Here is a 19,561-nt window from a genome sequence, read left to right on the forward strand (position 1 = left end):
CTTATTCAATCAAAAACCTGTAAATCTTCATGCGCCATATCGAGGGCAACGCGGGTTCCCTCGCCTGGCTTTGAGTCAATCACTAAGCGGTGGCCAAGTCGCTGACAGATTTTTTTGCTGAGAAACAAGCCAAGGCCGGTGGATTTTTCATGGAGGCGTCCGTTCAGTCCAGAATAGCCTTTGTTGAAAATTTTCGGCAAATCCTCCGAGCGGATCCCGATGCCGGTGTCTTCAATGATCAGCGTTTCGGCATGTACTGGATCCCTATAAATCGAAATAATGCCTTCGGGCGTGTATTTCAGGCTGTTTGATAAAATCTGTTCCAACAAGTTCTGCAGCCATTTGCCATCAGACAGCACTTGCATCCCGGTCGGATGGTAATCGAGGCGGATGCCTTTGTAGATAAACAGGATCGAATATTTTTTGATTGCCTTTTTAATGATGTCATCCAAATCAACCAGCGATAACTCCAGATCTGTTCCTGACTCTTCCAGCTTAATGTAATTGAGTGCCATATGCGTATAATCCTCAAGCCGCACCAGCTCTTGCGACACCTGTTTTGCTTCTTTTGCCTTTGAACTTTGCGTCAGCAGGCTGATGGCAGAAATGGGGGTTTTGATTTGGTGCAGCCACAACGTGAAATAATCCAGTTGATCGGTTTGACGTTCGACATGCAGGTTTTCTGATTCCCTTAGCTGTTCCAGCAGTCTGTGCATCTTTTCTATGTAAAGTTGATCAACAGGATCGGCGCCTTGCTGCAGCTCCTCCAGATTTGAGAGATTCTGCAGCTCCAGGCTGCTGATCAGCTCTGAGCGTTTGGCATACTGAAGGTACTGGCTAAACAAATAAATCACCAGCAAAAACCCCGTCAACTGCAGGCTGTATAAAAACAAGGACAGCGGCAATCTGCCTAAAATGTACACCACTCCAAAAATGACGGCCATTCCAGCAAACAGGACCAACTGATGCCGTACCGATACGAAAAAACTTTTTAACAAGAGCGTTTCAGATTTCTTAAACATGGGCCGTTTCCTTGTTCAACGCATAACCCACATTCTTTTTCGTTAAAATAAAATCGGCAAGTCCGGCCTTGGCAAGTTTTTTCCGCAGCCGGGTGATGTTGACGGCTAAAGTATTGTCATCGATAAACGACTCGTCCTCCCATAGCTTGACCATCATTTCCTCTCTCGTCACGTAGTCGCCTTTTTGAAGAAATAGCAGTTCCATGATTTTCAACTCGGTGCGGGTCAAATCCACTTCCTGATCATTTACAAACAGCCTCGATTCGCCAGGCTTCAGGATAGTCTGATTAAAGCTCAGAAAATTATCCGATTCTTTGAAATCGTAAGTTCTTCTAAGAAGCGCTTGCGTTTTTGCGACCGCAACCGTCAAATCAAATGGTTTGGGAATAAAATCATCTGCACCCATTTGAATCGCCATGACAATATCCATGTTTTCATTGCGTGAAGAAATAAAAATGATCGGCACTTGCGAAAGCTTTCGAATTTCCTGACACCAGTAATAGCCATTAAAGGAAGGCAGCTGAATATCGAGCAATACCAGCTGGGGTGATTGGGACTTGAATTCTTCCAATACCCGGCTGAAATCTTCGGCCAGAAACGCTTCGTAATTCCACTTCTCCAGTTCTTCTTTCAATATGCCAGCAATCGTTAAATCGTCTTCCACGATCATAATTTTGAACATTTTATCATTCCAATCTTTTTATCTGCAATGCATTAACTAAAGAGGAAGGCTTCTGCCGCTATATTGATCTGACTTCTTTATCTCTACTCAGTGTAGCGAAATATCGCCCAGCCGACCATAAAAACAAACCACCCTCCACAGTCTGGCAATGGAAGGTGGTTCAGTAGTTGCTTATTGTTTAGTTTTCATGTATTCGTGATGGCCTTTCTTGAAAAAACCGTACCATTCATCAATTTCTTCCTGCGGTGCTGCATTTAATGCCTCCAGCACATTTTTTCCAAATTCCAAAAATGCCGAGCCGTTGGCAGTGATGATGTTCCCGCTCCGAACGGCTTGCTGGTGCAAGTAGCCCGCTTCATTGCTGTAGCTTTCGCCTGCTGTTTGTTTTAAATCTTGCAAGTAATTGCTGGTATGCGGAATATTATTGAACAGTCCATTTCTTCCCAAAAATACCGTTGCATCGCAAATTGCACCGAGTACAACTTCTTTTTTGATGGCTTGGTCGACAAGATCCATAACCTGCTTGCTTTCTTCCTTGCGCCAGGAATTGCCGCCAATCAGAATCAATCCTGCATAATCTTCTGGGGCATCCTCCAACCCATAATCCGGCAGCACCGTAAATCCGCCAATCGACCGGATCGGCTCTTTCGTCAAGGATATGGTCTTTACATCAAATTGCTGCCCTTGTCCTTCCGGTTCTTCATTCAGCGCAGCTGCGAGTGAAGCTGCTTCCCAATCTGCATATTCATCCAGCAAAACAAAAAGAACTTTCTGGTTATCCATCTTCTTTTCTCCTTTCGTTCGAATATTCACTTTCTTATTAACTGGATTATAACACATGCGGTTTGCTCAAACAGCTGGGACATGATCCTCCGCCCAAAAGGGTATAATAAGAATAGATCCTCGATAAAAAAGGAGAAGTTTATGATGAATAAAAAAGAACTCACCCATACCGGATGGCAGTTGGATGACAGCTATTCACGCCTACCTGAAGTTTTTTACAGCAAGTTCACCGTTAATCCCGTTGCTTCACCAAAACTCGTGGTTTTAAATGAAGCCTTGGCAAAAACACTCGGACTGAATCCAGAAGATCTAAAAAACGAAGAGAACTTGGCCATCCTTGCCGGAAACCAGGTTCCTGAAGGCAGCGTACCACTTGCCCAAGCCTATGCCGGACATCAATTCGGCAATTTCACGATGCTTGGCGACGGCCGTGCTTTATTGATTGGCGAGCAGCTTACACCTTCTGGCAAACGTTTGGATATTCAATTAAAAGGCTCTGGCAGAACACCTTATTCCCGCGGCGGCGATGGCCGTGCAGCGCTTCGGCCAATGCTGCGTGAATACGTGATCAGCGAAGCGATGCATGGTCTCGGCATCCCAACGACCCGCAGCCTGGCAGTTGTCGAAACCGGCGAAATGGTTCGCCGTGAAACAGCGCTTCCGGGTGCTGTCATGACACGCATTGCCGACAGTCACCTGCGCGTCGGCACTTTTCAGTACGCAGCGCGATTCGGCACGAAAGAAGATGTTAAGGCACTGGCTGACTATGCGCTGGAACGTCACTTCCCACATGCCCAAGATGCTGCCAATCCTTACTTGGCACTTTTCCAGGAAGTCATCAAGCGGCAGGCAGCTTTGATTGCGAAATGGCAGCTCGCCGGTTTTATTCACGGTGTTATGAATACCGACAACATGGCCATCAGCGGCGAAACCATTGACTATGGACCATGCGCATTTATGGACAGCTTTGACCCGAAGACGGTCTTCAGCTCGATCGATGTGCAAGGGCGCTACGCCTATGGCAATCAGCCTATGATCGCTGGATGGAACTTGGCACGCTTTGCAGAAAGCCTGTTGCCTTTGCTGCACGATACTCCAGAAGAGGCCGTCAGCATGGCTCAGGGCGAACTTACCAACTACATCGAGCAATTCCAAAGCCATTGGCTTGTGGGCATGCGCAAAAAGCTCGGACTTTTCAACGAGGAAGCCGAAGATATGGCCCTAGCCGAAGGACTATTGGACTTGATGCATCTGCATGCGGCTGATTACACCAACACCTTCCGAGCGCTAACCTTCAACGACTTGCAAGGCAGCGATTTATTCGGTGCACCCGAATTTAAGGAGTGGCATAGCTCTTGGCAGGCGCGTTTGGATCGCCAGGAACAATCACCGGAAGAGAGCCGGCACTTGATGCGCGGCAACAATCCGGCAATCATTCCGCGCAACCATCGTGTGGAAGAAGCATTGGAGGCGGCTGAGTTTCGAGGAGATTACAGCGTACTGCACCAGCTGCTTGCCGCATTGGCTGATCCATACGCCCATTCGCCCGAACAAGAGGCCTATTCACAAGCGCAAGACCCGGAAAGCGGATACCAGACTTTCTGCGGCACATGATAGCATGTTCACTGCTATTTAGTGCTTGGAGCAAAACGTCCGTCCACAGCAAATCTCTTGCTTTAAACATCGCAAGCAGCTGCGCTTGTCGGGAACACATAAAAACCATCTCAATTCATTAAAAAATTCTTTTTGTAGTTTCTCTTATAAGTTGTTACAATATTCAGTGAAAGAGTTTCTTCGCAGTAAATTTTTAAGATGAAGGATAGACCTGTCAAAAAATTTATCTAAGGAGCTGGGACGATGAATCAGGAACAACTGGAATTTGTAAAAAACGGACAAGGTTTTATTGCTGCACTTGACCAAAGCGGCGGCAGCACACCAAAAGCATTGGCGCTTTACGGCGTATCGGAAGACCAATACTCAACGGAAGAAGAGATGTATGACTTGATCCACGAAATGCGGACGCGCGTCATGACGGCCCCTTCCTTCAATTCCGATTCGATTATCGGCGCAATCCTTTTTGAACAAACGATGGACCGTAAAGTGGAAGGCCATTATACACCGGACTACTTATGGCAGAAAAAAGGTGTCGTACCTTTCTTGAAAGTCGACAAAGGTCTGGCAGATGAAGAAAACGGCGTGCAGGTCATGAAGCTGATTTCCGACTTGGACGATGTATTAAAACGTGCCAACGAACGAAATATTTTTGGGACGAAAATGCGTTCCGTGATCAAGGAAGCCAATCCCGAAGGCATTCAAAAAGTAGTCGAGCAGCAATTTGAAGTCGGCAAGCAGATTCTTGCAGCCGGTCTGGTTCCGATTCTGGAGCCTGAAGTAGACATCAATAGTAAGGACAAAGAACAATCTGAAAAAATTCTTAAAGAGGAAATGCTGAAGCATCTCGATCAGCTGAGTGATGATCAGAACGTCATGATTAAAATCACCATTCCGACAACCAATAATTACTACAAAGAATTGATCGACCATCCGCGCGTTCTTCGTGTAGTTGCACTATCAGGCGGCTATAAGCGCGACGATGCCAACAAGAAATTGGCAGCCAATGAAGGGCTCGTCGCGAGCTTCTCCCGCGCTTTGTCAGAAGGCGTCAACGCGAGCCAAACGGAAGAAGAATTCAACACGATGCTGGATAATTCCATCAAAGGCATCTACGAAGCTTCCATCACTTGAAAACTATAAAAGATGCCCCGCTGCCATTCCAGGCAGCGGGGCATCTTTTGAGTGTAAACTAATAACGGCTTTCCGGAATTTTCCGGAACCATTGGAATTCACTGATGTGCAGTTCGCGCAATTGATATTTCATTATTTTTCCAGAAGAGTTTCGCGGCAGGGATTCGGCAAGGAGGTATTTACGCGGAATCTTATACCCAGGTAAGTGTTCCAAGAAATAATCCATCAATTGTTCTTCATCGATTGTTTCGCCTTCTTTCGGCACAATGATGACACCAACGATTTCTCCCCATTCCTCTTCCGGCAATCCGACTGTTGCAGCTTCGGCCACTTGCGGATGGCCATTGATGACGCGTTCCACTTCGAGGGAATAAATATTTTCTCCAGCCGAAATGATGCGATCTGCTTTACGGTCGACAAGCGAAATAAATCCATCTTCATCGATTGTCGCTAAATCCCCTGTCAGCAGCCAGCCATTTTGAAATGCTTCTTCGGTTTCCTCTGGTTTGTTGTAATACTCCTTCATGACCAAATCACCTTTAATCACAAACTCCCCAATCGTTCCTGGCTGAACGTCCAGAAATTCATCGTCCACTACCCGAACTTCTGTGAAATACATCGGCTTTCCGCCAGAACCCAATTTGTATTCATGCTGATTCGGCAAGAGAAAGACGCCGCCAGGGCCGCCTTCCGTCAACAAACAAAGGTTATAGAATTGTTGATGCTTGAAAAAGTCCATGGCCTTCCGAACGAGATCCGGATCAATTGGATCTGAACCGTACATGCATTTTGAAACAGAAGACAATTCGACTTCTTCTGCATTCGGTACTTGCAGCAGCGCGCTGTACATATCCGGCAAACCAAAGAAAACCGTAACTTGAAACTCATCCATCGCCTGAATTGCTTTTTCTGGATGAAAGTCGCGCAAGATGACGTTCGATGTTCCAAGCAAAATGCCTGTCACCAAAAACAAATTTAACTGTGCAGAGTGAAAAAGCGGAACGGCGTGCAAAAGGCGGTCATTGGCCCCAATTTCGGCTCCAAAAACAAATGATGCACTGACATTGGCGAGACGCTGATGATCAAATACTGCACCCTTGGGTTTTCCCGTTGTGCCGGAAGTATACAGAATCTCCGCATCATCAGTGTTTAGCACTTCAACTGAAGGTTCTAACGCATTTTCACTCACCATGCTTTCCCAACCCAGATACTCGGTGTTATCAGCCGATGGATGGACAATGACCTGTTGGAGTGAAACGGTCTGCTTGATTGCCTTGGCAATCACATGTTCAAACTCTGTATCGCAGAAGATAAACTTGCTTTCAGATTGGCTGAAAATATAGCCGCTTTCATCCGGACTCAGCAGGCAGTTGACCGGCACCACAACGCCACCCGCCTTCAGCACTGCCAAAAAAGCGAGGACATTTTGGTTAGAATTTTTCATAAAAATCGAGACCTTATCGCCTTTTAGAAGCCCCGTTGCAATCAGCCCATTTGCCAGCTGATTAACTTCTTCATTCAATTCCTGATACGAATAGGAACGGCCGTCGCAAGTGATGGCCATCTTATCCGGAAAGCGTTTGGCGTTCTGTCTAAGTGATGCCGTGATGTTCATTTAATCTCCTCCTTTGTGTGAATGGTCTGTTCAGGCAGGCAAAGCACCTCCAAGTCCAGAAACGTTCAACAGCCGAATAGCCGTTAAAAATTTCCATAATATCTTAAATCGTATAGTTAACTTTACAGTATTCTGAAAATATAGTCAATTTGGATTGTGCGCCATTTTGCCCAGCTCTAATAACCATAAAACCGCGCTCCATCTTGATTTCAATGGGCGCGGTTTCTATTTTAAAACATAAATTTTACATTCAAGTTTTCTCTGCTATGTACAAAGATAACACCTTTTGTGATTTTCAACTTTTTCTTTGTTGCTTGCTGAAGAAAGTACTGCGAATCTCTATTCTGCATCCTCAGGTGCCGGAACCTTAATGCTTGCCACCTGTCCGAGCAATTCCACACCTTTGATAATCTCTTCTTCATTCGCATAGCTGAACGACAAGCGGAGATATTCAAGACCTTCCTGCTGATCCAAGAAAAAATATTTGCCCGGCACAAACGAAACTCCTGCATCCAATGCTTGTGGCAGCAATTTTGATGTATCTAACCCTGGAATTTGGATCCAAACAAAATATCCGCCTTTTGGTACGAACCATGAAACGGCAGGCGGCAAAAATTCTTCCAACGCCGACAGCATAGAGACACATTTGGATTCATACGCAGTTGCCAGCGATTTCAAGTGTTCGTCAAAATCAGTCGCTTCCAGAAATGACGCCATCGCAGCTTGGTCAAATGGGTGGCTCAAGTCTTTCTTGAACCAGTTTAATGGGTCAATGATTTGGCTGTCTGCCACAACCCAGCCAATTCGCATGCCAGGCGCAACAACTTTTGATAACGAGCCCACATAAAGCACGCGATTATTGGTGTCCAATGCCTTCAACAGCTGCGGACTATCGTGAAAGCCCAACTCCCCGTAAGCATCGTCTTCCAAAATGAGAAAATCGTATTGTTCAGCAAGATTCAGCAAATGCTCGCGGCGTTCAGGTGACAACGTCGTCCCCGTCGGATTTTGATAGGTTGGAATGGTATACAACAAGCGAGGAAGCGGCTGCCCCTGCTTTTTGCGCTCTGCCAGCATGTCCGCCAACAGGTCTGTCTGCAGTCCATTTTCATCAATTGGAACAGTCATATAATGCTCGGTATAATTTTGAAAAATCTCTAACGCTTCCATGTAAGTAGGTGATTCAACAGCGACCACAGCTTCGTCATCCAATAAGACACGTGCAATCAAATCAATTGCTTGGCAGGCGCCAGAAGTCACAATCAGTTCACTGTCGGATGCTTCTACACCTCGCTGCGCCATCCGGTTTTGGAGAAACCTTTTTAGCTGTGGAACCCGCGGGCTGCCAAGATAATGAAGCGGCAAGTCCCGCTCCTCATCCAGCAAGCGGTCTACCGCTAACTTGATTTCGTTAGAAGGAACTAGAGCAGGCGCTGGGTAGCCCGAACTCAGGCGCAAGCAGCCAGGAGGCAGAGTGGAAAGCCACTGGCCCGGAGGATCATTTTTAAATGCTTGTTCAATGTCTTTTGAAAAGCGGAAAGTAGTTTTCACGTAAGTCGTTCTCCTTTCTTCTAGCTGATGGCATAATGGTAAATCTCTTAGCCCTTATTCTACAGGGTGCGGACCTCGATGTGTAGGGCAGCATCAAAATCATCTGGTTGGAAATGTAACTTTTCCCTTCCTTTAACGTTCTTATGTTAAAGCGAACTGCTTATCCCTTACGATACAAGGAGGCATATATCCATGAAGAACAAATTTTGGCTGGGCATTTTTTTGTCTCTCTTGGCTGCTCTTATTCTCACAGCATGCGGAACTGAACAAGGAGATGCGCCTGAAGAGCCACCACCATCAGAAGACTCTCAAACAGTGGATGAGACAACAGGAAGCGCAGCAGAAGGCGACATGAATCCAGCACTCCAACAGGTAAACGAGAATACCTATCGCTATAGCCTCATCAACGAGACAGGTGAACCGCATACATTTGATTTTACCAGCAGCCAGCGCTACGACTTTTCTTTGGCAAATGAAAGCGGTGAAGAGGTTTTTCTTTTTTCATCTGTTAGTACGTACATGCAGGCACTCGGTGAAGAAAGCCTCGAGCAAGGGGATCAACTGAGTTATGAATTTGAAATTCCGGCACTCGACCTTGAGCCCGGCACTTATGAACTAACCGCTTGGCTGACACCAAGACAAGGCGAGACCTATGAAGTCAGCACTGAACATGTTGTGGAATAAAATAGACAGACAAAAAAACCATCAATCGATGGTTTTTTTGATGGCATTGCTGCATCATTAATCAGCTTCGCATATGTCTTTGAGATTTTTCATGGTCTGTTCCATCGAATTCGCCATCAGCTTTTGGACGACCAGTTTATTGGCGACTTTGCCGAGAACACTGCCGGGCAATTCGTACTCCATATCAAGATTTACTTCTGTTCCAGATCCTTCCGTATTGTAGGTCCAGGACTGGGTTGAACTGACAGCACCTTTAATACGGCCGCTCCAGTAGCAGCTGCTGCCTTCGCGTAAATTCTTCGTGACTTCCAGCGAAATTGGAAGGTGCACCCCCAACATGCTGTATTTCATATCCATGGTTGTCCCCACTTCGCCAGTTCCGACCAAATTCTCCGGTTCTGAAAGCCCCACATAAAATTGGTACCAATTAACAGGATTTTCCGCATAGTCAAAAACCTCACCCACCGGCCGATCGATCGTCATCGTTTTTCGAATGGTCCACATGCTTTTCTCCTCCTTGGTTTTACGGACATTGGCTGTCGGGCCAGTGTCCGCGCTATGTAAAGAGTGCATACAAATCCATTTTTCATTATGTAAGTTTAGAGTATTCTCCTTTGGCGTCATTGTAAAAGAAGTTGTCTCAGCCAAATCCATTTTACTGATTGCCAGTTACAGCCCAGGTTTGTTCAAAAAAAAAACTCTCCGGCACATCTTCCAGCTTCTGCAAGCGGGGCGATGTGCGGAGAGTATTTTATTGCTGCTTCTTCACGGGAATCCAAATTTCGCTGTAAACGTTTTGCAGATCCGACAAATCGCCGTTAAAGGAAATTTCAGGTCCTTCAATCAGTTCATAACTTGACGATGGCAGCCAGTCAGAGAAAATTTTTCCCCATGTATCCTGCATTGTTTGCGGAAAAGGCCCTTCTATACTAAAAATTGCCCAGCTTTGTGCTGGCACATTTACACAATCGAAACCTTCAAAATTACCTTCCAGCGTCGTAATCGACCCAATCAGGTGATCAAGCTGCCCTTCCTCTTCATAGCGTCCTTCATCAAAGTTAAACGATGCATTAACAACAGTATCGACGTCTGTATTGCGCCACCTTTGAAGTTGCTCACGTTGCTCTGCTGTGATCGACTGCACCATCTTGGTGATTTCATGATTCGGCCCTTCAAAAACGATAGGCACCCGCTTTTTGATGCCCACCAGGTTAAACACTTCTTTTTTGGCAATGCGGTAGTCCATTTCTATTCCTCCTTGAATCGTCAATTGGAAAGTCAGGCGCGGAAATGATTTAAAGTGATCGCCATGCTTTACTTCCGACGGATTGATGCCTGACCATTCGCGGAATGCACGGCTGAAACCGTCAGCCGAATCGTAGCCGTATTTGATGGCCACATCAAGAACCCGCTGTTGTTCCTGCTGCAGGTCCATCGCAGCCAACGACAGGCGCCGGTTGCGAATATAGCTGCTCAATCCCATTCCCGACAAATACGAAAACAGTTTACGAAAATGAAATTCTGAAACTCCTGCAATCGCTGAAACTTTGCCGAAATTGATTTCTTCAGCCAAATGTTCTTCAATATAGCGCAGCGCTTCGTTCATATCCTTTAGCATATCCATGCACCCCCTCCTTTCTCATCCTATTGTAAAGGGAATAAATTTAGTGTATCCGATTTTCTGTGTACGGAAACCATCGGCTGTCCGTATTCTAGACACTTTAAATAGCAACCTGCAGCCATGAAGTTGACAGATCTGAACAGATGCTCTATTGTTAACTACGCGATGAGCTCGTTTGCATAAGACGGACAAGCACTCCTTTTAGGAACACGTTGTGGAGCGTGGCTTGGAACGCCGCAAACTATCGAAACCATCTTGCCCTCGGGCAAGGTGGTTTTTTCTGTTTCTGTTAAAAAAAGTTGAGACCACTTGGTAAAAATAATTAATGTGTAGGCTTCTGCCGATTTTATTCGGATTAACTTGAATAAAATCGGCTTATTTTGTATGCAAGGCATCGTGAAGAAAGTTTGTTTGCGCGATCTTTGCGTTTGTTTGCGGAATACTGGGAGTTGTTTGCGCCATTCTCGACTTTGTTTGCGCTATACGTGGTTTATTTGCCCTATCTTAAAGTTTGTTTGCAAAACAACCTAGCTCTACATAAAAACAGCCTCTGTCCTCAAGCATATTGCTCGGGGACAGAGGCTTCTGTTTTACAATTCGTAAATGCGTGCTTCAAACGGAAGCAATTGCTTTGGATCCTGTTGTCCGTAGTTGTTGAGCAGGCAACGCGCGCCTTCAGGTTCGTCCCAGTAGCAGGAATGCTCGGTCAAATTGGTGATGACCAATACCGTTTTTTTCTCATCTGTGCGTGTATAGGCATAGATCGATTCGTGGCCGACGTCCTGCAGTTCGTAGGTTCCGTAGATAAGGACTTCCTGCTGCTTGCGCAGCCAAATCATTTTCCGGTAAAACCAAAGAACTGAATTCGGATCGCGCAGCTGTTCCGCTACATTAATTTTTTCATAGTTCGGATTGACGCGAAGCCACGGCTCACCGTGTGAAAATCCAGCGTTTGGACTTGCATCCCATTGCATCGGCGTACGCGAATGGTCCCGGCTCTGCGCTTTGATGATTGTCATTACGTCATCATGTTCCATACCGGCCGAACGGTTGTGATGGTAAAGGCTGTGCGTTTGGATATCATTGTAATGATCAAGCTCTTCAAACGGTGCATTGGTCATTCCGATTTCCTGCCCCTGGTAAATGAACGGCGTACCCTGCATAAAGAAATACATTGTCGCGATTGCCGTTGCACTTTCACGCCAGTACTCTTCATCATTTCCCCAAGAGGATACGATGCGCGGCTTGTCATGATTTTCGACAAACAGCGCGTTCCAGCCATGGCCTTCCACAGCTTTTTGCCATTTGGTCAGCACTTGTTTCAGCTTCGGCACATCGATCCCGGTTGCCGCATCGGTATCCCACAAGCCCATGCTTTCAAACTGAAACACCATATTGAATTTCCCGTCATCTTCGGAAATCCATTCATCGATATTGTCTGCCTGCACACCGTTTGCTTCGCCGACTGTCATGATGTCGTGTTTTGCAAACGTCTCATCACGCAGTTCTGCAAGCATCGGCTGAATGCCTTTGACATTCATCATTTTTTCCCAGGCCGGCACATGCAGATTTTGTTCTGGATCTTTGATATCACTCAAATCTTTTTTGATATGGCTGATAGCATCCACACGAAAGCCGTCGATTCCTTTGTCCAGCCACCAGTTGACCATGTCATACAGCGCCTGCCGCACTTCCGGGTTTTCCCAATTTAAATCCGGCTGTTTTTTGGAGAACAAGTGCAAATAATATTGTTTCGTTTGCTGATCGTATTCCCAGGCAGTGCCGCCAAAAATACTTTCCCAGTTGGTCGGCTCATCGCTCCAAATATACCAATCGCGCTTGTCATTATCCCGCGACGCACGGGATTCCATAAACCATGGATGCTCGTCGCTCGTATGGTTGATCACCAAATCGATGATCAGCTTCATATCCCGCGCATGCACTTCCGCAAGCAAGCGATCAAAATCTGCCATTGTGCCGAACTCTTCCATAATTGCCTGATAGTCGCTAATGTCATAGCCGTTGTCATCGTTTGGGGATTTGTACATGGGACAAATCCAAATCACATCAATGCCCAGATCTTTCAAATAATCCAGCTTGCTGGTCACACCGTTAATATCGCCGACGCCGTCACCATTCGAATCCATAAAACTCCTCGGATACACTTGATATGCAACTGCTTCTTTCCACCATTTTTTATTCATAACTGATCCCTCACAAAGACCTTGGCCATTCTCCGCATCCATCCATTGGCTTTAACCTTTGATTTAGCCTGAAGATGTCCGAGCGTCTATTTCTTCTCTATCTATTCCATCGTCCAGCAACATTTTCTTAGAAAATTAATTTCAAGTTGATAGTGTAGCAGAGTTCGCAAAAAATTACCAAGGCATCAGACTGAATTCAGTAGTGGATTTTAGCTGGCGCGGCCACCCTCTTTCTAATTATTATCTATCTAATATAACCGCTATGACAATAAAAAAACGCATATTTTCAAAATTTTCTAACTTTATTTTGATGGTACCGTTTTCATCGCAATGTATTTTCAATTTTCGTTTATTTCTACTCAGTTATTAATGAAATTATTTCTTTTCTATGATATTTAGATAATATTTTTACTCGTTTTCACAAAACCAAATTTTTTTCTTTCTCATCCGTTAACTTTCCGTAAATCGGGAATAGTACTATATCTGGAAAGGATGATGGAACATGAAAAGAAAAAGTAAATTAGCATCTGCTTTGCTCGCGATTTTTTTAGGCGACTTTGGCGCACACAAATTTTACCTGGGACGTCCTGGTATGGGAATTCTTTATTTATTGTTCTTTTGGACAGGGATACCCGCAGTCATCGGGATTATCGAAGGAATTATGTACTTGCTTCAATCTGAAGAAACGTTTCAGGAAAAACACGGCAGACGCTAAAATAGCGTTTTGCTTCTACAGGGTAGAGGAGAGAATCTATGTTTCATCTTGAGCCGATTCGTGATCACCTGAAGGAAGACTTAACTATTTTATTTGTTGGCTTTAATCCGAGCATCCGCTCTTCAGAAACGGGTTTTCATTATGCCAATCCGACAAACCGGTTTTGGAAAATTCTTTATGAAGCGGGTTTGACACCGCGGAAATATCGACCAAATGAAAATGAGGAACTGCTGGGCCTTGGGTATGGTTTGACCAATATCGTCGCTCGGCCAACTAAAGAAGCTGCGGAGATTTCCAAAGCGGAGTACACTGAAGGCGCCAAACTACTGGAGCAGAAAATCAGGAAGTTTCGGCCGAAAGCTGTCTGTTTTGTTGGAAAAGGCGTTTACCAGCAGTTCAGCAAAAGAAAGACAGTTTCCTGGGGCCTTCAGCAAGAGCCCGTCATCCCCGGAGTCGTCGAGTATGTTGTTCCGTCCTCAAGCGGTTTGGTCCGCATAAAGATGGATGATATTGTTGAGATATACAGCGGTTTAAACAGCTACAAATAAAAAATGCCGTCCTCTTCGATAAGAGGGCGGCATTTTTGGATTTACATGCTCTGCAGCAGCGCCGCAATTTTCCGTACCGTATTGACGTTTCGGACCGTGATGCGTTGGTAAAAAGCCGTGCCGGCAACTTTCATCATACCGCTCCGTGTGACATGCTCTTTATCAACAGACCAAAGTATAGCTCCAGGAACATAGCTGACGCGGTCTAGTTCCGGTTTGATCACCAGTCTTTCCAACACGTTTGCCTCGTCCACATCCTGCCATAAAAACAAGACATCGCTTTTCATTTGCGCGTCATTTGACCAGTTGTCCGGAATGGCTTCGACGATTTTTTGAAACTCCGCTGAGTTGTAAATCAATACATTGATCTGAAGTCCAAAATAGCTGTAAATGGCTCTTTCCAACGTCAGCGCCAGTTGTTCTTTCGAATGGCTGTCATGAGCAAAAATAAGATTGCCTGAATTTATATACGTGACGACTAGAGTCATCCCGGTACTATCAAACACTTTTTTGAGCTCCTTCATGTCCACTTTGTTTTTGCCGCCAACATTGATTCCACGCAGCAGCGCCACATATTTCATCAGAATCCCCTCTTCCGCTAACTAGACTTAGTTCTCCTGCTATCAAAACCGGCATCTCTCATGATTTTTACAAAGGCAGTTTCCAGAACGGACGCTTCCAGCTCGTGAATCAACAGCTCAACGTTGTTGAAAAAGCTGTCATACTCTTTTTTTGCCAGCACCAGTTTCAGCAGGCGCAGCACAGAAAATACGGTCGCTCCGCTGAGGCTTCCTTTATTCATATTCAGCATGGATTCAACAGCACTTAGTTCCACTGGGTGTGAAAGATGAAAACGGTATAGCACTTCCTCGTGCGCGGACTTGTTACGGTATGGAAACACGATGTGTAGGATGGCATCCAAATCGCTTGCCTTTAAACCAATCGGCGGATGTTCTTCACTGTATTCTTCTGCAAAATCCTTGCCAATACGGTCTCGCAGGTCTTCCCCGATAACAGCATAAAAATGCGTAATCTGTCCAAGCGACAAAAAATTGACCAGCACCCAAAGCGGAACATCTTTGTGCTTATCATAAAATTCCCGGATAGCGGGATATCTCACTTTATCCCGCTTTTTGTGGCTTTTGATCAAATTCGCGAGCGTCGAAATGATGCGGTCGCGCTCGTGATGGTGACGGCTGTCTGAGCTGTAGTTGTCAGGTTCCAGAAAACTTCCCGCTTCCCTGAACTTTTCAGAGAAACGATAAGCTACCTTCGACTTGATGTTTTTCTCGAACTTCAGCAATTCACTCAGCAAAAGCAGGCGCAGCTTTCGGTCAAACTGGTGCAGTGCATACAGGTGGCCAAACTCGGTACCGGCTTGGTACTGTTCAAGGCCGTAGGGATTGAGGGCGATATCATTTTCCAGAAACGGTTCCTTATAGCCATCGATCAGCGCATAATAATTCTCGCGCGACAAAACTCGTTTCGCAGCCGATTTATCTGGAATTTTTAAACCGCGCCCTTCGAGTATTTCCAACTGTTCATCGTGAGTGGCAAACTCTTTCACATATCTCATCCTTTGCGCATTCTTCTCTATTAACTGTAAGCGAATTTCCTTTATTAAGAAACTGTTTATTTGTGCCAACAAGCTATCATGTCTTTCTAGTGAAAATTTCTTTCAAAAGTACTTTCCAGAAATTCAAAAAAGCTCACAGACATCAGTATGTCTGCGAGCTTTTCACAAATTCTTATTTAAAATCTACTGTGTCGTTCATTTCTTTACGGTCTTGCTCCGTGTCCTTGTTGGTCAGCTTTTTAACGAAAGTTTTGACTGATTTCAAGGTGTTGCCCGAATCCCAATATTCAGCGGAATCTGCATCCACTTTGATCAATACAACATTTGGGTCGTCGTATGAGGTGTCCAGCATTTTATCAAAAACCGGATTCCAGTATTGTTTTTTCTTCGCTGCATCTTCAATAAATTCAGCTGTTCCGCTGATCGATACATACGAGCTGCCGGCATATGCCAAGTTAATATTTGGGTTGCTGATGATTTCCTCGTACTTTTCCGTGTCTTTCATTGTTATAAACCAGAGCTCTCCATTAAATTCCACTTCCTGCGTTTGCATCGGGCGTGACAAGATTTTATTGTCGGTTGAGATGGTTGTGAACATGGCCACTTTGATGTCTTTAATTAGTTCATTCACTTTTTGCATTGACTCTAGATTATTTGTTGTATTGTTTACCATAATTATTTTTTCCTCCTATATATGTTCGATTAAGTAAGTTGTCTACAGTAACTAGAATTCCCTTTTCCTGTCTCTTTAAACGTTATATTGCCGATACCAGGCTATTTCACGTTTGCAACTGGCATCTCACGTATTTATAAAAATACTTTATAACTTATAAGAATTACACCAACACTTTGTTATAGCTACACGCATATTTACAGACGGACACTCCAGACCCCTAATAACAAAAGAAAAAATAAAGAAAAAGTAACTATCCCCTTGTAAAGTAATTATTCAATCATGTATAGTCTATACAAGAATGAATAACGGAGGCCAATGATGAATACTTTATTTCTGCTTCCTAATACCGATGAAGAAATCATCGATACTTATGACGAGGATATTATTGTGACTACGCGGGATGGACGAATCATCAAAGTCTCTCCCCACAGTGGTGAACCGTATGGAGTGGCTCCTGAAGATTTACTCGGAAAGTCTGTATACGATTTGGAAGCTGCAGGAATTTTTTCGCCTGCGATTACGCCGCTCGTGCTGAAACAGAAAAAAAAGGTGGTTCTGCGTCAGGATACACCTTCAGGAAGAAAAGTCTTGATTACTGGAATTCCATTGTTTAATGAAAAAGGTGATGTGGAGTTTGTGGTGAGCTACTCTTATGACACCTCTCAGCTCATGGTAATGAAAGAATACTTAGAAAATCTGGAGCTGGAAATGTCCAAAGTTAAGGGGGAGCTCGCTCACTTGCGCAATCAGCAGCTCCGCATTGAAGGCTGCATCATGGAAAGCCCTTCTTCCAGACGGGCACTTCAAATAGCTACGAAAATGGCGCAGTTGGAAGTACCAGTGGTCATTGAGGGAGAACCCGGGACCGGCAAAACATCTCTCGCTAAATTTATACACGGGCAAAGTGAACAGCGGGACGGCGGTTTTATTGAAGTCAATTGCAGCGCCATTCCGGAATCCGTGTTCAGCATCAGTTTTACAGGACTAGATGAAAAAGGCTATATGAGCCTGGCATCAGGAGGAACTCTGGTACTAAATGAAATTGACCGTTTGTCTCCCGCATCACAGGCAGCGCTGTTCAATATTCTGCAGCTGCCGCACACTGCGCGCATCATTGCCATCGCCACATCTTCCATAGAAAAGGCAGTACTGGATGGCCATTTTCGGGAGGATCTGTTTTATTTGCTGCATGTAGCACCCATCGAACTAAAGCCTTTAAGAGAGCGTCCGGAAGACCTGGACCATGCCACTAGCCGAATTCTGGAAGAGCTCAACAGCAACTGCCATCAGCAAAAAACTTTGACAGATAGCGTGTATTTCCACTTGCTGCAGCTGCCCTGGAAAGGCAATTTCCGGGAACTGCACAATGTGCTGGAGCGCAGTTTTATCCAAAGCGAGTCGGCACGGATTACTTTCGACGATCTTCCGATTGCCTATCGGCCGGATTCAGATGAACGCATCGGGATGGAACTTGATGGCCAAACGCTTCCGAATATTTTGGAATCTGTCGAAAAGAATGTGTTGCTAAACGCACAAAAGCGTTACCGGACCACCACTGAGATGGCAAACAACCTCGGCATCAGCCAACCATCCGTCGTCCGCAAACTGAAAAAATATACGACTACATCATCTGGAGGAAAATGACATGACGATGCTTCAAAATGAAAAAAAGAACATTCGGCCAGCGGATACTTGGAAGTTTTTGATTCCTTCCATTATTGGCGCACTGCTATTTCTATGTCCAATCTCTTACAACGGCGAAGTCACTATTGGCGTCGGCATTCTCGCCTCGTTTCTTCTGACAACGTTCGGTGACGTCATTCCGCCATTTATCGTGATCCTGCTTGGTTTTTCTGCAATCGCCAGCTTAGCAGCGACAGCCTTCAAACCTGCTTTTGTGCAGAATTCACCTTTTTTGCGCACCACGTTTATTAACGGACCGTTCGGATTGATCGTTCGTGTCCTTGCTTTCGCATTTGGTATTATGGCCTATTATGAAATCGGGCCAGAAGCCATCGCTTCACGCAATACAGGGGGCGTGGTTCTTTATGATTTGGCGCCTGTGCTGCTGACTTGGTTCCTGTTCGCCGGAATCTTGCTGCCCTTGTTGGTGGAATTCGGATTGATGGAATTTGTCGGCACCTTGCTCAATAAATTTATGCGCCCGGTCTTCACTTTGCCGGGCCGGTCTTCAATCGACGCCATGGCATCATGGATGGGTGCTGCCCCGGTTGGTGTTCTGGTAACCATGAAACAGTACGACGAAGGCAATTATACAGAGCGTGAAGCTTCTGTCATTGCGACAACTTTCTCAATTGCTTCTGTTGCCTTCAGCTTGATTGTCGCAAACGTTGTTGGCATTGGGCATCTGTTTTTGCCATTTTACTTGGCTGTCTCGGTTGCCTGTTTGGTCGCTGCCGTTATCATGCCGCGCATTCCACCGCTGTCCCGCAAAAAAGATACATATTACGCACCGGTTGGCAAACAAATTGACGATACCATTCCAGAAGGTGCTTCCCTTTTTAAATGGGGATTTGACGAAGCCCGCCGCAAAGCCAATCGTGCCGCAAGCCCGAAAAAACTTGCGTTGATTGGCATTGAAACCGTACTAGATATTTGGCTGGCATTGATTCCGCTGGTCATGGCTCTTGGTACGATCGCTTTGATCGTCGCAGAATACACGCCGCTTTTCCAAATCATTTCTTATCCGCTGATTCCGGTACTGACCCTTATGGGATTGCCCGAAGCATCTGCTGCTGCACCTACTTTCCTTGTCGGATTCGCGGATATGTTCCTGCCAGCTGTTCTCGGAAGCGGAATCGAAAGCGAATTGACCCGCTTTGTTTTGGCTGGTGTATCGCTGACGCAAATCATCTACATGTCTGAAATCGGTATTTTGATTCTGCGTTCGAACATCCCCGTGAAATTCTGGGAATTGGCTGTAATCTTCATTTTGCGTACCATCATCACGCTGCCGATTCTTGTGTTGTTCGGCCATTTATTCGTATAAGAAAATTAAAAATCCACTTCTATGAACTTTACGTTCTTGGAAGTGGATTTTCTTTTTGCTTGGTTATGACATATTGTCAGCCTCACTTGAAAAACTTTGTTGTTCCAAATATGATTTAAAGATCTTGCT

General features: G+C 45.3%; 18 protein-coding genes. 7 read left to right on the top strand and 11 right to left on the bottom strand.

The features are described 5' to 3' along the window. Window positions 1-5 precede the first annotated feature (5 nt). The 3 genes from AC4EHK_RS12195 to AC4EHK_RS12205 all read right to left on the bottom strand — a co-directional run bounded on the left by AC4EHK_RS12195 (window position 6) and on the right by AC4EHK_RS12205 (window position 2,487). The gene (locus AC4EHK_RS12195) at window positions 6-1,022 is read right to left on the bottom strand and encodes a sensor histidine kinase (protein WP_490979058.1); all 1,017 of its coding nucleotides are present in this window, start codon (window positions 1,020-1,022) and stop codon (window positions 6-8) included. Continuing rightward, on the bottom strand, window positions 1,015-1,704 hold the full coding sequence (locus AC4EHK_RS12200; protein WP_490979059.1) for a response regulator transcription factor: 690 nt from the start codon (window positions 1,702-1,704) through the stop codon (window positions 1,015-1,017). The genes AC4EHK_RS12195 and AC4EHK_RS12200 overlap by 8 nt, the downstream gene beginning before the upstream one ends. Before the next feature lie 171 nt (window positions 1,705-1,875). Beyond that, on the bottom strand, window positions 1,876-2,487 hold the full coding sequence (locus AC4EHK_RS12205; protein ID WP_490979060.1) for a type 1 glutamine amidotransferase family protein: 612 nt from the start codon (window positions 2,485-2,487) through the stop codon (window positions 1,876-1,878). Between the two features lie 141 nt (window positions 2,488-2,628). Between AC4EHK_RS12205 and AC4EHK_RS12210 the strand changes: the two genes are divergently transcribed. After that, window positions 2,629-4,101 carry a protein adenylyltransferase SelO gene (locus AC4EHK_RS12210; protein ID WP_490979061.1) on the top strand — a complete coding sequence of 491 codons (1,473 nt, stop codon included), beginning with the start codon at window positions 2,629-2,631 and terminating at the stop codon, window positions 4,099-4,101. Between the two features lie 243 nt (window positions 4,102-4,344). Next, window positions 4,345-5,232, top strand: a complete 888-nt coding sequence (locus AC4EHK_RS12215; protein WP_490979062.1) for a fructose bisphosphate aldolase — start codon at window positions 4,345-4,347, stop codon at window positions 5,230-5,232. Between the two features lie 58 nt (window positions 5,233-5,290). On the opposite strand, the gene AC4EHK_RS12220 is transcribed toward AC4EHK_RS12215, so the two are convergent. Together AC4EHK_RS12220 and AC4EHK_RS12225 are read right to left on the bottom strand one after the other, a co-directional pair. Then, window positions 5,291-6,847, bottom strand: coding sequence for a class I adenylate-forming enzyme family protein (locus tag AC4EHK_RS12220; protein WP_490979063.1), 1,557 nt, complete (start codon window positions 6,845-6,847; stop codon window positions 5,291-5,293). A 339-nt stretch (window positions 6,848-7,186) separates the two neighbouring features. Then, entirely contained in the window at window positions 7,187-8,398 is a 1,212-nt protein-coding gene (locus AC4EHK_RS12225) for an aminotransferase-like domain-containing protein (protein WP_490979064.1), read from the bottom strand. Window positions 8,399-8,590: 192 nt separating this feature from the next. Between AC4EHK_RS12225 and AC4EHK_RS12230 the strand changes: the two genes are divergently transcribed. Next, entirely contained in the window at window positions 8,591-9,082 is a 492-nt protein-coding gene (locus tag AC4EHK_RS12230; protein WP_490979065.1) for a BsuPI-related putative proteinase inhibitor, read from the top strand. A 57-nt stretch (window positions 9,083-9,139) separates the two neighbouring features. On the opposite strand, the gene AC4EHK_RS12235 is transcribed toward AC4EHK_RS12230, so the two are convergent. The 3 genes from AC4EHK_RS12235 to AC4EHK_RS12245 form a co-directional block, all read right to left on the bottom strand. Continuing rightward, complete coding sequence (locus AC4EHK_RS12235) at window positions 9,140-9,586, bottom strand: SRPBCC family protein (protein ID WP_490979066.1); 447 nt, start codon at window positions 9,584-9,586, stop codon at window positions 9,140-9,142. Between the two features lie 247 nt (window positions 9,587-9,833). Further along, window positions 9,834-10,706 carry an AraC family transcriptional regulator gene (locus AC4EHK_RS12240; RefSeq protein WP_490979067.1) on the bottom strand — a complete coding sequence of 291 codons (873 nt, stop codon included), beginning with the start codon at window positions 10,704-10,706 and terminating at the stop codon, window positions 9,834-9,836. 587 nt (window positions 10,707-11,293) lie between these two features. Beyond that, window positions 11,294-12,907, bottom strand: a complete 1,614-nt coding sequence (locus tag AC4EHK_RS12245) for a glycoside hydrolase family 13 protein (protein WP_490979068.1) — start codon at window positions 12,905-12,907, stop codon at window positions 11,294-11,296. Window positions 12,908-13,409: 502 nt separating this feature from the next. Here AC4EHK_RS12245 and AC4EHK_RS12250 point away from each other — a divergent pair. Together AC4EHK_RS12250 and mug are read left to right on the top strand one after the other, a co-directional pair. Next, the gene (locus AC4EHK_RS12250; RefSeq protein WP_490979069.1) at window positions 13,410-13,622 is read left to right on the top strand and encodes a TM2 domain-containing protein; all 213 of its coding nucleotides are present in this window, start codon (window positions 13,410-13,412) and stop codon (window positions 13,620-13,622) included. A gap of 38 nt (window positions 13,623-13,660) precedes the next feature. Then, window positions 13,661-14,170, top strand: a complete 510-nt coding sequence (gene mug / locus AC4EHK_RS12255) for a G/U mismatch-specific DNA glycosylase (RefSeq protein ID WP_490979070.1) — start codon at window positions 13,661-13,663, stop codon at window positions 14,168-14,170. 41 nt (window positions 14,171-14,211) lie between these two features. On the opposite strand, the gene AC4EHK_RS12260 is transcribed toward mug, so the two are convergent. From AC4EHK_RS12260 to AC4EHK_RS12270, 3 genes are all read right to left on the bottom strand, one after another. Beyond that, window positions 14,212-14,751 (bottom strand): DUF1697 domain-containing protein, encoded by a 540-nt coding sequence (locus AC4EHK_RS12260; RefSeq protein WP_490979071.1) that lies wholly within the window; start codon window positions 14,749-14,751, stop codon window positions 14,212-14,214. A gap of 17 nt (window positions 14,752-14,768) precedes the next feature. Continuing rightward, the gene (locus tag AC4EHK_RS12265) at window positions 14,769-15,746 is read right to left on the bottom strand and encodes an Abi family protein (protein WP_490979072.1); all 978 of its coding nucleotides are present in this window, start codon (window positions 15,744-15,746) and stop codon (window positions 14,769-14,771) included. 172 nt (window positions 15,747-15,918) lie between these two features. Further along, window positions 15,919-16,419: a pyridoxamine 5'-phosphate oxidase family protein gene (locus tag AC4EHK_RS12270; protein ID WP_490979073.1), complete on the bottom strand. Its 501-nt coding sequence runs from the start codon at window positions 16,417-16,419 to the stop codon at window positions 15,919-15,921. Window positions 16,420-16,740: 321 nt separating this feature from the next. Here AC4EHK_RS12270 and AC4EHK_RS12275 point away from each other — a divergent pair, with 321 nt between their 5' ends. Together AC4EHK_RS12275 and AC4EHK_RS12280 are read left to right on the top strand one after the other, a co-directional pair. After that, window positions 16,741-18,066 (top strand): sigma 54-interacting transcriptional regulator, encoded by a 1,326-nt coding sequence (locus AC4EHK_RS12275; RefSeq protein ID WP_490979074.1) that lies wholly within the window; start codon window positions 16,741-16,743, stop codon window positions 18,064-18,066. Window position 18,067: 1 nt separating this feature from the next. After that, window positions 18,068-19,432 (top strand): YjiH family protein, encoded by a 1,365-nt coding sequence (locus AC4EHK_RS12280; RefSeq protein WP_490979075.1) that lies wholly within the window; start codon window positions 18,068-18,070, stop codon window positions 19,430-19,432. Window positions 19,433-19,561 lie beyond the last annotated feature (129 nt).

Source organism: Planococcus sp. TJ-307 (genome assembly GCF_058268435.1).

Coding starts and splice junctions, on each gene's coding strand:
- AC4EHK_RS12195 (WP_490979058.1), bottom strand. CDS start 1,022: ATGTTTAAGAAATCTGAAACGCTCTTGTTAAAAAGTTTTTTCGTATCG.
- AC4EHK_RS12200 (WP_490979059.1), bottom strand. CDS start 1,704: ATGTTCAAAATTATGATCGTGGAAGACGATTTAACGATTGCTGGCATA.
- AC4EHK_RS12205 (WP_490979060.1), bottom strand. CDS start 2,487: ATGGATAACCAGAAAGTTCTTTTTGTTTTGCTGGATGAATATGCAGAT.
- AC4EHK_RS12210 (WP_490979061.1), top strand. CDS start 2,629: ATGATGAATAAAAAAGAACTCACCCATACCGGATGGCAGTTGGATGAC.
- AC4EHK_RS12215 (WP_490979062.1), top strand. CDS start 4,345: ATGAATCAGGAACAACTGGAATTTGTAAAAAACGGACAAGGTTTTATT.
- AC4EHK_RS12220 (WP_490979063.1), bottom strand. CDS start 6,847: ATGAACATCACGGCATCACTTAGACAGAACGCCAAACGCTTTCCGGAT.
- AC4EHK_RS12230 (WP_490979065.1), top strand. CDS start 8,591: ATGAAGAACAAATTTTGGCTGGGCATTTTTTTGTCTCTCTTGGCTGCT.
- AC4EHK_RS12235 (WP_490979066.1), bottom strand. CDS start 9,586: ATGTGGACCATTCGAAAAACGATGACGATCGATCGGCCGGTGGGTGAG.
- AC4EHK_RS12240 (WP_490979067.1), bottom strand. CDS start 10,706: ATGGATATGCTAAAGGATATGAACGAAGCGCTGCGCTATATTGAAGAA.
- AC4EHK_RS12245 (WP_490979068.1), bottom strand. CDS start 12,907: ATGAATAAAAAATGGTGGAAAGAAGCAGTTGCATATCAAGTGTATCCG.
- AC4EHK_RS12250 (WP_490979069.1), top strand. CDS start 13,410: ATGAAAAGAAAAAGTAAATTAGCATCTGCTTTGCTCGCGATTTTTTTA.
- mug (WP_490979070.1), top strand. CDS start 13,661: ATGTTTCATCTTGAGCCGATTCGTGATCACCTGAAGGAAGACTTAACT.
- AC4EHK_RS12260 (WP_490979071.1), bottom strand. CDS start 14,751: ATGAAATATGTGGCGCTGCTGCGTGGAATCAATGTTGGCGGCAAAAAC.
- AC4EHK_RS12265 (WP_490979072.1), bottom strand. CDS start 15,746: ATGAGATATGTGAAAGAGTTTGCCACTCACGATGAACAGTTGGAAATA.
- AC4EHK_RS12270 (WP_490979073.1), bottom strand. CDS start 16,419: ATGGTAAACAATACAACAAATAATCTAGAGTCAATGCAAAAAGTGAAT.
- AC4EHK_RS12275 (WP_490979074.1), top strand. CDS start 16,741: ATGAATACTTTATTTCTGCTTCCTAATACCGATGAAGAAATCATCGAT.
- AC4EHK_RS12280 (WP_490979075.1), top strand. CDS start 18,068: ATGACGATGCTTCAAAATGAAAAAAAGAACATTCGGCCAGCGGATACT.